Origin of the sequence: Marinobacter sp. AN1, assembly GCF_026013985.1 — a bacterium.
GTDB classification, from domain to species: domain Bacteria; phylum Pseudomonadota; class Gammaproteobacteria; order Pseudomonadales; family Oleiphilaceae; genus Marinobacter; species Marinobacter segnicrescens.
Map to the genome: position 1 here is coordinate 77,078 of NZ_CP110342.1, position 12,600 is coordinate 89,677.

A 12,600-nucleotide genomic window follows, 5' to 3' on the forward strand; every position below is an offset into this window, starting at 1 on the left:
GTAGCCTGCGGGTTATGGGGGCTTCAAGGGTCCGGGTGGGGTTCCGACACGAAAACCCTGTTTTCTGACTGTTTCGGAACCCCCACCCGGACCCTTTCGTTTTCGCTTTTTGAATATTGCCCTGGGTAGTTCTTTTGGCTTACGGCCAGCCTGGAGTTTGCCGTGAGGGTTTGGTGGGGTGGTTTCAAAACAGTCAGGAAAACGAAGTTTTTCGTTTTGAAACCACCCCACCAAACCCTCACATCCCCCAAAACCAACAGGCCAATAAAACGAGTCAGAGCACCATAGCCGCCAACCACCCAAACACCAGCAACGGCAGGTTATAGTGCAGGAACGTGGGCACCACCGTATCCCAGATGTGATTGTGCTGGCCGTCTACGTTCAGGCCGGCAGTGGGCCCCAGGGTGGAGTCGGACGCCGGTGACCCCGCATCACCCAGCGCACCAGCCGTGCCCACGAGGGCAACGATGGCCAGCGGGCTGAAACCCAGCTCCAGGGCCAGCGGCACATAGAGCGCGGCGATAATGGGAATGGTCGAGAACGACGACCCGATACCCATGGTAATCAGCAGGCCCACCACCAGCATCAGGAACGCTGCCAGCGCCTTGTTATCGCCAATGGCTTCCACCGAGCCCTGGACCAGGGTGGCGATCTGGCCGGTTTCACGCATCACTTCCGCAAACCCATTGGCGGCGATCATGATGAAGCCGATCATGGCCAGCATCTTCATGCCTTCGGTGAACAGGTCGTCCGACTCCTTCCAACGCACCACGCCAGACAGATTGAACAGCACAAAGCCGGTCAGGGCGCCGAGGATCATCGAGCCTAGCCAAAGCTGGACCACAAAGGCCGCCGCAATAGCCACCAGGGCCATGAACAGGGTCCAGCTGTTGTACTGGGTATCGACCCGCTCGGTTTGCTCGATTTTGGACAGGTCGTATGTGCGGCCGTTCCGGTAAGTGAAAAATACGGCAACCAGAAGGCCAACCAGCATACCCAGTGCCGGCAATGCCATGGCCGACATAACATTCAGACCATCGGTAACTATGCCGTTATCGCTGACATTGGCCAGCAGGATTTCGTTTAGGTAAATACCGCCAAAGCCTATGGGCAGGAACATGTAGGGCGTGATCAGGCCAAAGGTCAGCACGCAGGCCACCAGCCGCCGGTCCAGGTTGAGCTTCGCCATCACGTACAGCAGCGGCGGCACGATCAGTGGAATGAACGCGATGTGGATCGGCAGGATGTTCTGGGAGGACATGGCCACTGCCAGCAGTAGCCCGATGATCAGGAAGCGGACGCCCTTGCTGGCGACCCCGCTGGCATCACCACTGTCCTGGCGGCCAATCAGCGCCAGCGCACGGTCCGCCAGGGCGTGGGCCAGGCCGGATTTGCCGATGGCGACGGCAAACGCGCCCAGGGTGGCGTAGGACAGAGCGACCGTGGCTCCTCCGCCAAGACCGCTATTGAAGGCCTCGATGGTGGCTTCCAGTGACATACCACCAATGAGCCCCCCGGTCAGGGCGCCAATGATGAGGGCAACGACAACGTGTATGCGCAGCAGGCTCAGTACGAGCATGACGGCGACCGCAGCGACAACGGCGTTCATGGTAAGACTCCGTGACAGGCTAAAGCCCTTTTGGGGCTTTATGCGCGTTTGGTGACAGTTGGGACAGGTTCGGAAGGGGCGCTAATTTGCAGGAAACCGGTGTCAGAGTCAAAAATGCCCGGGCTGTCTGGCATCCGGGCATGCAGGATCAATCACTTATACGGGTGAATCGGGGTACCTGCTCGCCAGCAACCTCTACCGATTCCCGGAACATATCCAGAGGGCGTACCCAAAGGCTGTGGTCTCCATACAGGCAACGGTAGACCACCAGCCACTCTTCGGTCTCGCTGTGGCGGGCGGTACCGATTACCTGGTAATCCTTGCCCTTGTAGTGCCGGTAGCGCCCGGGTTCGACAGTGCGGCTCATGGGTGTGCCTCAGTTCTTGAGCTTGTAACGGCCCGGTCCCAGGAAAATCAGCGCCAGTGCGGTAAACAGGAAGAAACCCTGCAGTTCCAGGGCCCACCCGCCGTTGCCGCCGAGTTTGAGCAGTTCATGGGTATGCACCAGGGCAATGGCTACCAGCATGTTGAATACAATCAGCAACGCGCCAATGCGGGTGTGATAGCCCAGAATCACCATCAGTGGAGCCAGCAGCTCACCGATAAATACACCATAGGCGAAGAATGCCGGAATGCCATGGCTTGCCAGCAGCCCCTCGATAAAGCCAGTGCCGTTGAGGAGCTTGCTGATGCCGTGAAACAGCAACAGCCCCCCCAGGGTCAGGCGAATAATCAGCTTTCCGAGATCGGCATTATCCATGGTGATGGTACTCCGTTGACGATGTGGTAAGTGGCTTTCGGTCGCCCCTGCGGGGGCCATGGGCCGTGGAACGCAGGCAAGCTTACCGTTGACGGTGGCTGCCGCCAAGGCTGGCTGTCGTCAGAGCAAAACCGGGTCACATCCCTGGAACGGACTTAACGGGAGAAACGCCAGGGCAAGTAGGGTGGTTGACGGTTCAGGGCATCAGGGTGAAGCGGATGTGATTGCGGGTCAGCAGGTTTTCCCAGTATTCCCGCATCCAGTCATGGGCGGCCTTGCGTAACTCCGTAACAAAGGGATCCAGGTTCAATTCGTAGTAGTCTGGCGAGCCGGCGAGGTTCATAACCGTCAGGGTTACGGATTCGTCCAGTTCGTTGGCAAAGGGCTCGCCGATCAGCTGGTGGGCCAGCAGGTTGGCCTGTGTGGCTTCCAGCTCCACCAGTTTGCTGCGCCGGGTAGACAGGTTGTTCTCGTACATTTCCTCCATCAGGCGGTGGCACAGGTAAGCCTTGACCAGCAGACCATCCAGGCCCTCGTACCGGGTCAAGATCAGTGACGGCTGGGTGAAGTAGCAGACGGCGGTCTGGATGAACGGGTCGAACAGCCGGCGCCTGCCGGATTTGCGGGCACAGGCATCAATACAATCAATGAGGCGGGGCGCCATTTCGATGTACTCGATGGCGAACTGGAACAGGCACATGGCAGGCTGGTAGCCTTCAATGGTTACGCTGGCGGGCAGTTGGGCTGCCTTCTCACGCATCTGGCGGAGAAACTCACCGGAATGGGCTTCCTGCCGACGGGCCTGATCAATGATGTTCAATACTGCCTCTGGAGTCATGTCAGACAATGCCGGGTTTGTTGGGTATCGCAGGGTATCCGGCGCCGGACGCCCCTTGATTTGCAGTGTAGTTGAGATTTGAAGGTGTGCGTTCGGGATTAATAATCACTCATGTCGGAACCATGAACGGTTTCGTGTCCGCACCATGAACACTGTCGCCATGCTGCCGGCCCGGGCCAGCATCAGGGTAATCAGGGCAAACCAGAGCCCGTGATTCCCCCAGCTGGTGGTTAGCCACCAGACGGGCAGGAAGACCACCAGGGCGGAAAACAGCATGGTGTTCTGCATATCCCGGGTACGGGTGGCGCCGATGAAAATGCCATCGAACAGGTAACCCCAGACCGCCGTAAAGGGCAGTAACCACAGCCAGGGCAGGAACTGGCGGGCGCTGGCGCGTACCTCCTCGATGCTGGTTAACAGGCCAATAAGCCAGTGGCCGCCGGTAACGAACAAAACGGTCAGCACCAGGGACCCGATCAGCGACCAGCGTGCGGCGGTGCGGCAAGCTACCAGGAAGCGCTGGTGCGAGCCGACGCCCACAGCCTGCCCGACCAGGGCCTCGGCCGCATTGGCGAAACCGTCCAGTCCGTTGGAGATCACCAGCAGGAAGGTCAGCAGGACCGCATTGGCAGCGAGAATGACTTCCCCCTGCCGAGCCCCCTGGGCGGTGAAGAACGCCAGCACCAGCAGCAGGGCGATCGTTCTTACCATCAGGTAGCGATTGACCCGGATCAGGGCCAGGTAGTCTGACAGGTGGCCCAGGAGCGAGCGGAACGACGCCCGGTGATCGGGTAGCCGTTGCCAGACCAGCCATAGCTCAAGACCGGCGGCGGAATATTCGGCCATCACGGTGGCCAGGGCCACGCCCCTGCTGTTCCACCCCAGCAGCGTGACGAACAACACATCGAGCACGATGTTCATGCCGTTGGCGGCTATGAGCATGACCATCGGTCCCCGGGGCAGCTGGCAACCGATCAGCCAGCCCACCAGCGTGTATTGTGCCAGCACTGCTGGTGCACTCCATATGCGGATGGCGGCATACTCTGCGGCCAGTTCTGCCACCTCCGGGCCGGGGTTCATCAGCGTAAGGCCTATACGGATCAGGGGCACCTGCAGGGCAATCAGGATCAAGGCGATGGCGAGGGCGAACAGAAGCGAACGTAGTAACAGCGCAGTCTGGGCTGTGGCGTCCCGGCGCCCGTAGGCCTGCGCGGCCAGGCCGGTGGTGCCCATGCGCATAAAGCCGAACGACCAGTAAAGGATGCTGAACAGGTTGGCGCCCACCGCCACGGCCCCCAGGTACAGCGGACTTTCAAGGTGGCCGAGCACTGCAGTATCCACCAGTCCCAGCAGGGGAACCGTGAGGTTGGTCAGCATCAGTGGCCAGGCCAGGCGCCAGAGGTGCCGGTCCGAGCGGGTGAGCTGATATCGGGTCAGTTTGCGCATAGGGTCTGTAAAGCCCGGGTGCAATGATTTATGTCAATATCGAATAAGCTTATAATTATAAAATTTTTCAAAATGTGCCCAAGTTTTTGAGTGTCACCTAACTCTCTGTCTATACTGGGTTCTGGTTATCCGTGAACAGACTTCCCGGCATCACTGGTTGCGTGTGCGAGCGTAACTGGATTTTCTGACGCCCGGGAGGACGTACTTCCATCAGTTTCTGGAAGTGTCACGCAGATCCGCCAGACATGACAGGTAGCAGTCGCAGGAAAGACGGCTCACAAGCGTGTCTGTCATGAACAAGAACAACATTCTGTGGAGACGCGGTATGCACGTGCACGTTAAACGGGCAGGTGCCCTTATTGCGGGAACATTATTGTCTGCGCCGGCGTTAGCCGACTGGACAATGAACATGTCCCCCGGGGTCACCGAAACGAGTAACCAGGTCTTTGACCTCCACATGACCATCCTGTGGATATGCGTCGTTATCGGCGTCGTGGTCTTTGGGGTCATGTTCTGGTCAATCTTTGCTCACCGTAAGTCCAAGGGCCACCAGCCGGCCCATTTCCACGAAAACACCGTCGTGGAAATACTCTGGACGATTATACCCTTTGCCATCCTGGTCATCATGGCTATTCCCGCGACAGCTACCCTGGTGGACATGTACGACACCACGGAAGCTGAGGTCGACATCAAGGTCACCGGTTATCAATGGCGCTGGCGCTATGAGTATCTCGAGAATCCGGGTACAGAGGGTGATCCTGAATTCGGCTTTTTCTCAAACCTGTCCACCTCCCGCGACGAAATCTACAACCGGATGGACAAGAACGAGAACTACCTGCTGGACGTGGATAACCCCATGGTTGTGCCAGTGGGCAAGAAGGTGCGCCTGCTCCTGACGGCCAATGACGTTATCCATTCCTGGTGGGTTCCTGAGTTTGCCATCAAGAAAGACGCCATCCCCGGTTTTATCAATGAGGTCTGGTTCAAGGTAGACGAGCCCGGGATTTATCGCGGCCAGTGTACCGAGCTGTGTGGCAAGGACCATGGCTTTATGCCGGTAGTGGTTGAGGCTGTGCCGGAGGAGGAATACACCCAATGGGCGGCGAACCTGCGTGAAGCGGCAGAGAAAGAGCGCGAGCTGACACAGAAGGACTGGACCCTGGAAGAGCTGGTGGAGCGCGGTGAGGGTGTCTATGCCACGTCCTGTGCCGCCTGCCATGGTGACGACGGTTCCGGCGGTGGGCCGTTCCCATCGCTGCGGGGAACGCCAGTGGTTACCGAAGACATTGATGCGCATATGGATATAGTGGTCAACGGGGTCAGTGGCACTGCCATGCAGGCGTTCGGTAGTCAGCTCAGCGAGGCTGATCTCGCGGCGGTCATTACCTATGAACGTAACGCCTGGGGTAATAACACCGGCGAGATGGTGACACCCAAGGAAGTCTTCGACTACAAGAATCAATAAGAGACAGCCGGACGGTGGGGTAATCCCACCGTCAGGTTCGCCAGATAACAAACACGCCAGCTACAAGAAACAGGCGGCAACGGGGGTTTCAAATGAGTGCGGTCGCAGATACCCACGCCCAGGACCACCACCATGGTCCCGCCAAGGGCATTACCCGGTGGCTGTTAACCACCAACCATAAAGACATCGGGTCCATGTACCTGATCTTCAGTTTCGCCATGTTCCTGCTCGGGGGCAGTATGGCGATGGTGATCCGGGCCGAGCTTTTCCAGCCCGGCCTGCAGATCGTGGAGCCGGAATTTTTCAACCAGATGACCACCATGCACGGACTTATCATGGTGTTTGGTGCGGTTATGCCGGCCTTTGTGGGGTTGGCGAACTGGATGTTGCCACTGATGGTGGGTGCGCCTGACATGGCCCTGCCCCGGATGAACAACTGGAGTTTCTGGTTGCTGCCGGCCGCCTTCCTGATGCTGGTGTCCACCCTGTTCATGCAGGGCGGGGCTCCCAACTTCGGCTGGACCTTCTACGCACCGCTGTCGACGACCTACGGGCCGCCGAGTACCACCTTCTTTATCTTTGCCATCCATATCATGGGTGTGTCGTCCATCATGGGCGCCATCAACGTGATCGCCACCATTCTCAATATGCGGGCACCGGGCATGACCCTGATGAAGATGCCCCTGTTCGTCTGGACCTGGCTGATCACCGCTTTCCTGCTGATTGCTGTCATGCCTGTACTGGCGGGTGTGGTCACCATGATGCTGATGGACATCAACTTCGGTACCTCCTTCTTCGACGCCGCCGGTGGTGGTGACCCGGTCCTGTTCCAGCACGTGTTCTGGTTCTTCGGTCACCCCGAGGTGTACATCATGATCCTGCCGGCCTTTGGTGTGGTGTCCCACATCATCCCGGCGTTTGCCCGCAAGAAGCTGTTCGGATATGCCTCCATGGTATACGCAGTGGGTGCCATCGCCCTGCTTTCCTTCCTGGTATGGGCACACCACATGTTCACCGTGGGTATTCCAATCTTCGGGCAACTGTTCTTCATGTACGCCACCATGCTGATCGCGGTACCCACAGGGGTGAAGGTGTTCAACTGGGTCGCCACCATGTTCCGTGGCTCCATGACGTTTGAGGCACCCATGCTGTTCTCGGTGGCCTTCGTCATCCTGTTCACCATTGGTGGTTTCTCTGGTCTGATGCTGGCCATCGCGCCGGCGGACTTCCAGTACCACGATACCTACTTTGTCGTGGCTCACTTCCACTACGTACTGGTGCCGGGCGCTATCTTCGGCATCTTTGCCGCTGCCTACTACTGGCTGCCCAAGTGGACCGGAACCATGTACGACGAAACCCTGGCCAAGACCCATTTCTGGCTTTCATTTATCGGCATGAACCTCGCGTTCTTCCCCATGCACTTCCTGGGCCTGGCCGGCATGCCACGCCGTATCCCGGATTACGCCCTGCAATTTGCGGACTTCAACATGATCTCCAGTATCGGGGCGTTCATGTTCGGTGTTACCCAGCTGTTGTTCCTGTTTATTGTGGTGAAATGCGCCCGCGGCCATGGCGAGAAAGCGGCCGCCAAGCCCTGGGAGGGGGCCGAAGGCCTGGAGTGGACGGTGCCGTCACCCGCGCCTTACCACACCTTTGCGACACCGCCGGAAGTCAAGTGAATGATCAGCCCCGGTGCCACCTATGGTCGGTGCCGGGGCCGACCGGGACAGCGAGTGAACTGACAACAATAAACGAGAACGGACAGGCCAGCGGAGTGGCCTCTGGAGACGAGCATGGCGAACAACCAGACGTACTACGTACCTGAACAGAGCAAGTGGCCTATCGTGGCCACGATCGGGATGTTCCTCACCCTCTACGGCGTGGCATCCGTGATGGTAAACGGGTCCCAGGGGGAATCCACTGATGGGTCCTGGTTTATTTTCCTTATCGGCGCGCTGGTCATGGCATACATGCTGTTTGGCTGGTTCGGATCGGTGATCCGTGAAAGCCGGGCGGGGCTCTACAGCCCCCAGATGGACCGGTCTTTCCGCTGGGGCATGAGCTGGTTCATCTTTTCAGAGGTGATGTTCTTTGCCGCTTTCTTTGGCGCGCTCTTCTATGCCCGCGTCTTTGTGGTGCCCTGGCTGGGCGGCGCAGGCGACAAGGGCTCCAGCGCCATGCTCTGGGAAGGCTTCCAGGCAACCTGGCCTTTGATCAATAACCCCGACCCGGAGGCTTACCCGGCGCCGGAAGGTGTTATCGGTGCCTGGGGCCTGCCGCTGGTGAACACCATCCTGCTGGTCACGTCATCGTTTACGGTCACTGTGGCCCACCATGCGCTCAAGGAAGACAATCGCAAAAAGGTAAAAATCTGGCTTGGCGCCACCATTGTGCTGGCACTGGTCTTCCTGGGCCTGCAGGCCGAGGAGTACGTCCACGCCTACCAGGACCTGAACCTGACCCTGCAGTCCGGTATTTACGGTAGCACCTTCTTCATGCTCACCGGGTTTCATGGTGCCCACGTGATCCTGGGTACGATCATTCTGATCGTGATGTTCCTTCGCATCCAGAAAGGGCATTTTACCGGCGACAATCACTTCGGGTTCGAGGCGGCCAGCTGGTATTGGCACTTCGTTGATGTGGTCTGGCTGGGACTGTTTGTCTTCGTCTATGTAATCTGATGTACCCGGCTCCGGGCGGTGGGCCCGGAGCCCCTTCCGGGCCACCCAGGCGCCCAGTGGCAATTCAGTGATAGGGCGTGGGGTTCAGATCCAGCCCGCCCTGCCAGAGTGCGAGCAGGATAACGGCTAGCAGCAGTACGCTGAGTGCCACCCTGACCGCCAGCGAATTCACCACCCGCCGTCGGCCTCCGTCGTCCCTGATCAGAAAGAACAAACCGCTGAACAGACTGACGATTACGGCCAGCATCAGTACCACGATCAGGATTTTGAGAAGCATGAGCCTCGTCCCCGCTTTGGAAGGTCTTTATTATTGTCTGTATGAAGGCAATGAACCTGTGACTATAACAGAGCATGTCCGAACATGAATCCCGCCGTCGGGTGTGGGCACCCGACTGGCGGCTGTTGCTCTTTGCCGGCGCCTTTCTGCCGGTTCTGCTTGGCCTCGGCTTGTGGCAGTTGGACCGCGCCGGTGAAAAAAAACAGCTCCTTGCGCAGTGGCAGGACCCGGCGGGTGCTGTTGACTGGAGCGCGCTGACAGAGACTGACCCGCTGACTGGGCAGCCTGTCACGGTCAGTGGCCGGTATCGGTCCACTACATGGCTGCTGGATAACCGCACTCGCGATGGTGTTCCCGGCTATGAGGTACTGACCCTGTTTCAGCCTGCGAAAGGGCCTCCGGTGGTCGTCAACAGGGGCTGGATAGCCGCCGAGCGAAAACGGTCAGAGTTACCGGAGGTGAGCACCCCGGAAGAAGAAGTCTTGTTACTGGGACGTATCGCAGCCTATCCGGAGCCACCGGTGCTGGCCGGCGAGCCCGCGGCAGAGTCGCCCTCGGGCAATGGGGTGCAACGGGTACAGGCGCTGCCGAAAGCGCTTGCAGCGGTTATCGAGCCGTCTATAGCAAATAACATCCTGAAACTGGATGACAGTAATCAACCGGGTGCCTTCCGGGCGGACTGGGAACCGGATATGATGGGACCTCAGACTCACTATGGTTATGCCCTGCAATGGTTTTCCCTGGCAGCGGCGCTCATCATACTGACAATAATAGCGAGCTATCGTAAGCAGGAGTCCTGAATGACTGACACCACTGCCGAGCTACAAGAAGCCGAGCCGACTCCGGAACAGGTCCGTCGTGGTCGCCGCACCGCATTGCTTCTGTTTGCCATTGGTTTCGGCCCCATGATCTTCGCCACCGTCATGTATTACACCGGCTGGCTCCACCCGGAAACACGCAGTAATCACGGCGAGCTGATCCAGCCGGCCGTTCCAGTGGCCGAACTGAATCTGCTGGACGCTGACGGCACCCCTCTTGAAAACCGGTTCGGGCCCCAGCTGCAGGAGCCAAAATGGCTACTGATCGTGACTGCGCAGACCTGTGGTGAGGACTGTGAACAACTGCTCTACCTTGCCCGCCAGGTGAATATCGCCCTCGGGAAACATGCCAATCGGGTTGGACGCGCTGCCTGGCTTGGCGAGGTTCCCCCGGCGCTCCAGCAGCGCTGGCACTCGGAATACCGTTCAATGGAACGGTTGCAGGTAGCGCCAGGGGCCCGGCCTTCATGGCCGCCCCGGTCTGACCCTGCCGATGCCCCTGGTATCCTGGTGGTAGACCCGTTCGGTAACGTCATGATGCATTACAACAGCGGGCATACCGGGAAGGAGATGCTTGAAGACCTCAAGCATCTGATGAAACTGTCCCAGATAGGCTAGCCGCCTGGCCGGGCACTGTCCCCCGGGCCAACCAGACAAGGTAACGGATCGTGCAAGAACAACAACAAGACACCCGGACACCGCAAGGCAGGGCCCGCCGCGTGATGGCACGCTGGGCGCTGATTGCCACTCTTTTTACCATCGTCGTGGTCATGCTGGGCGCGTGGACCCGGCTGGTGGATGCGGGGCTGGGTTGCCCTGACTGGCCCGGCTGTTATGGGTTTCTGACGGTACCCCAGAGTGAGTCCAGTATCGCTGTTGCCAACGCCCGCTTTCCTGAATCCCCCGTGGACGTGTCCAAGGGCTGGCCCGAAATGATCCATCGCTATGCGGCCGGTACCCTGGGGCTTATCGTGTTTGGCATTGCGGCCTTTGCGGTCAGGCATCGCCGTGAAGGGGTGCCGGTAAAACTGCCCCTCTTTATTGCCGGCTTCATCGTGTTGCAGGCCCTGTTCGGCATGTGGACGGTGACCCTTCAGTTGTGGCCAAAGGTGGTCGCCCTGCACCTGCTGGGAGGGTTTACCACGTTGAGTCTGCTTACCCTGCTGACATTGCGCCTGCGGGGCCGCCGTAAATCCCTTCCTGCAGACCGTGCCAGTGTGGTAGCCCGACTGAGACCCTTTATCTATGGTGCCCTGGCGCTGGTTATCCTGCAGATTGCCCTCGGGGCATGGACTGCCGCGAACTATGCGGCCGTGGCCTGTACCGACCTGCCCACCTGTCAGGGCCAGTGGTGGCCAGAGAATATGGACTTCCGCCATGGCTTTGACCTGCTGCAAACTATTGGCCCCAACTACCTCGGCGGCCAGCTTACCGCTGACGGACGGATTGCCATCCACGTAACCCACCGCCTCGGTGCCGTGATTGTGCTGGCCTACTTTGTATTGCTTTTGCTTGCCCTCTGGCGCCATACCCGGAACACACCGGCACAGTCCATGGTGCTCTTGACCGCCGGGGCGCTTGTCATGCAGATTGGCCTCGGCATTGCCAATGTCGTTTTTCATATTCCGCTGTCGGTGGCCGTGGCCCATAACGCCATGGGCGCCGGGCTGTTACTGACCGTGATCCACATGCTATGGCAGGTTCACGGATATGCACGCCAGCCGGTCGCAGAACCGGTGCAAACAACAACAAATCGCGAGGTACCCGCATGACTGACCAGGCCAAGGCCCTTACGGCCCGCCCGACCACAACCCGGTCGGTTTCCTGGCGTGACTTCCTGGAGCTGACCAAGCCCCGTGTGGTTGCGCTGATGATCCTGACGGCGGTGATCGGCATGTTGCTTGCCGCGCCCGGGGTGCCGGGGTGGGATGTGCTTGTCTTTGGTAACCTGGGTATTGCCCTGCTGGCCGGAGCGGCGGCCGTGGTGAACCACGTGGTGGACCAGAAGATCGATACCGTCATGGCCCGTACACGCCGCCGGCCAGTGGCCACCGGCCGGGTCAGCCAGCTGGACGCGTTGCTGTTCGCCACGGTGTTGGCGCTGGCAGGCATGATGATCCTGATGTGGCAGGTCAATGCCCTGACCGCCTGGCTCACGCTGGCCTCGCTGGTGGGCTATGCCGGCGTCTATACCCTCTTCCTCAAGCGGGCCACGCCCCAGAACATCGTCATTGGTGGCCTTGCCGGCGCTATGCCACCTTTGCTGGGCTGGACTGCTGTGACCAACCAGGTCGAAGGCCATGCGCTGCTGCTGGTGCTGATTATCTTCGCCTGGACCCCACCCCATTTCTGGGCCCTGGCCATCCACCGCAAGGAGGAGTACGCCAAGGCAGGTATTCCGATGCTGCCGGTGACCCATGGCAACCGGTATACCGAGCTGCATATACTGCTTTACACCTTCATGCTGCTGGCAGTAACCCTGCTACCTTTTGCCACAGGCATGTCGGGCTGGATCTATCTGGCAGGTGCTACCGCACTTGGGTTACGCTTCCTCCAGTACTCGGTACGTCTGCTCAGGGGCGACGACCGGCGTGTCGCGCTGGCAACCTTCAAATACTCCATAACCTATCTGATGGCCCTGTTCGTGGTGTTGCTGGTCGACCACTTTTTCTATTTCTGATGTTCCTGCGGCCCTTTCAGGGGCCG

Annotated in this window: 13 protein-coding genes; 7 read left to right on the plus strand and 6 right to left on the minus strand. The window is 59.2% G+C overall.

The genetic code is table 11. The features are described 5' to 3' along the window. Positions 1-274: 274 nt before the first annotated feature. The 5 genes from LJ360_RS00325 to LJ360_RS00345 form a co-directional block, all read right to left on the minus strand. On the minus strand, positions 275-1,609 hold the full coding sequence (locus LJ360_RS00325) for a Na+/H+ antiporter family protein (RefSeq protein ID WP_264994910.1): 1,335 nt from the start codon (positions 1,607-1,609) through the stop codon (positions 275-277). A gap of 148 nt (positions 1,610-1,757) precedes the next feature. Further along, the gene (locus LJ360_RS00330) at positions 1,758-1,976 is read right to left on the minus strand and encodes a DUF1653 domain-containing protein (protein WP_091850666.1); all 219 of its coding nucleotides are present in this window, start codon (positions 1,974-1,976) and stop codon (positions 1,758-1,760) included. Positions 1,977-1,985: 9 nt separating this feature from the next. Then, on the minus strand, positions 1,986-2,369 hold the full coding sequence (locus LJ360_RS00335; protein WP_091850664.1) for a DoxX family protein: 384 nt from the start codon (positions 2,367-2,369) through the stop codon (positions 1,986-1,988). A 196-nt stretch (positions 2,370-2,565) separates the two neighbouring features. Beyond that, on the minus strand, positions 2,566-3,207 hold the full coding sequence (locus LJ360_RS00340) for a hypothetical protein (protein WP_091850662.1): 642 nt from the start codon (positions 3,205-3,207) through the stop codon (positions 2,566-2,568). 105 nt (positions 3,208-3,312) lie between these two features. Further along, positions 3,313-4,653, minus strand: a complete 1,341-nt coding sequence (locus LJ360_RS00345; protein ID WP_264994911.1) for an MATE family efflux transporter — start codon at positions 4,651-4,653, stop codon at positions 3,313-3,315. Between the two features lie 325 nt (positions 4,654-4,978). Between LJ360_RS00345 and coxB the strand changes: the two genes are divergently transcribed. The 3 genes from coxB (at position 4,979) to LJ360_RS00360 (ending at position 8,799) form a co-directional block, all read left to right on the plus strand. Further along, positions 4,979-6,118 carry a cytochrome c oxidase subunit II gene (gene coxB, locus LJ360_RS00350; RefSeq protein WP_091851005.1) on the plus strand — a complete coding sequence of 380 codons (1,140 nt, stop codon included), beginning with the start codon at positions 4,979-4,981 and terminating at the stop codon, positions 6,116-6,118. A 92-nt stretch (positions 6,119-6,210) separates the two neighbouring features. Continuing rightward, entirely contained in the window at positions 6,211-7,797 is a 1,587-nt protein-coding gene (gene ctaD / locus LJ360_RS00355; RefSeq protein WP_091850658.1) for a cytochrome c oxidase subunit I, read from the plus strand. Between the two features lie 114 nt (positions 7,798-7,911). After that, on the plus strand, positions 7,912-8,799 hold the full coding sequence (locus LJ360_RS00360) for a cytochrome c oxidase subunit 3 (RefSeq protein ID WP_091850656.1): 888 nt from the start codon (positions 7,912-7,914) through the stop codon (positions 8,797-8,799). Positions 8,800-8,863: 64 nt separating this feature from the next. On the opposite strand, the gene LJ360_RS00365 is transcribed toward LJ360_RS00360, so the two are convergent. Next, complete coding sequence (locus LJ360_RS00365; RefSeq protein WP_091850654.1) at positions 8,864-9,076, minus strand: twin transmembrane helix small protein; 213 nt, start codon at positions 9,074-9,076, stop codon at positions 8,864-8,866. Positions 9,077-9,150: 74 nt separating this feature from the next. Between LJ360_RS00365 and LJ360_RS00370 the strand changes: the two genes are divergently transcribed. From LJ360_RS00370 to cyoE, 4 genes are all read left to right on the plus strand, one after another. Continuing rightward, on the plus strand, positions 9,151-9,876 hold the full coding sequence (locus tag LJ360_RS00370) for an SURF1 family protein (RefSeq protein WP_091850652.1): 726 nt from the start codon (positions 9,151-9,153) through the stop codon (positions 9,874-9,876). After that, positions 9,877-10,512, plus strand: coding sequence for a hypothetical protein (locus tag LJ360_RS00375; RefSeq protein ID WP_091850650.1), 636 nt, complete (start codon positions 9,877-9,879; stop codon positions 10,510-10,512). 104 nt (positions 10,513-10,616) lie between these two features. Beyond that, complete coding sequence (locus tag LJ360_RS00380; protein WP_264996078.1) at positions 10,617-11,666, plus strand: COX15/CtaA family protein; 1,050 nt, start codon at positions 10,617-10,619, stop codon at positions 11,664-11,666. Next, the gene (gene cyoE, locus LJ360_RS00385) at positions 11,663-12,574 is read left to right on the plus strand and encodes a heme o synthase (protein WP_264994912.1); all 912 of its coding nucleotides are present in this window, start codon (positions 11,663-11,665) and stop codon (positions 12,572-12,574) included. Before LJ360_RS00380 ends, cyoE begins: the two co-directional genes overlap by 4 nt. Positions 12,575-12,600 lie beyond the last annotated feature (26 nt).